The sequence below is a fragment of the Monashia sp. HAY1-2A genome (assembly GCF_056755315.1).
The window spans coordinates 1-270 of record NZ_JBNDHY010000427.1; the positions used below are offsets into that span (position 1 = coordinate 1).

Below are 270 nucleotides of genomic sequence, written 5' to 3' on the forward strand. Positions count from 1 at the left end.
ACGTAGTCCGACGCCAGATCTTTTGCCCCGAACTCTGACAGATCAGTGAGCTTTCCGGGGATGGCGAACAGCGGGAGGGAGAAGTACTCGAACATGGCGATGTCCGGCACCCCTGATCCTGCCTGGATGGCATTATCCAAGGCGGTGTACTCGTCAGTGGACGAGCCAGCGTTCACTACGTTGACCGTGATGTTGGGATGGAGCTTTTCAAAACCCGGAACAGCTTCCTTGACCGTGCCGTCCCAACTCCACACCGTGAGCGTGATGGGT

1 protein-coding gene is annotated in these 270 nt (G+C 57.4%); it reads right to left on the reverse strand.

Annotated features, from left to right (window positions below):
* Positions 1-270, reverse strand: a 270-nt coding sequence (locus ACPYOM_RS22585; protein WP_481347677.1) for an extracellular solute-binding protein, incomplete at both ends; no start/stop codon positions are given.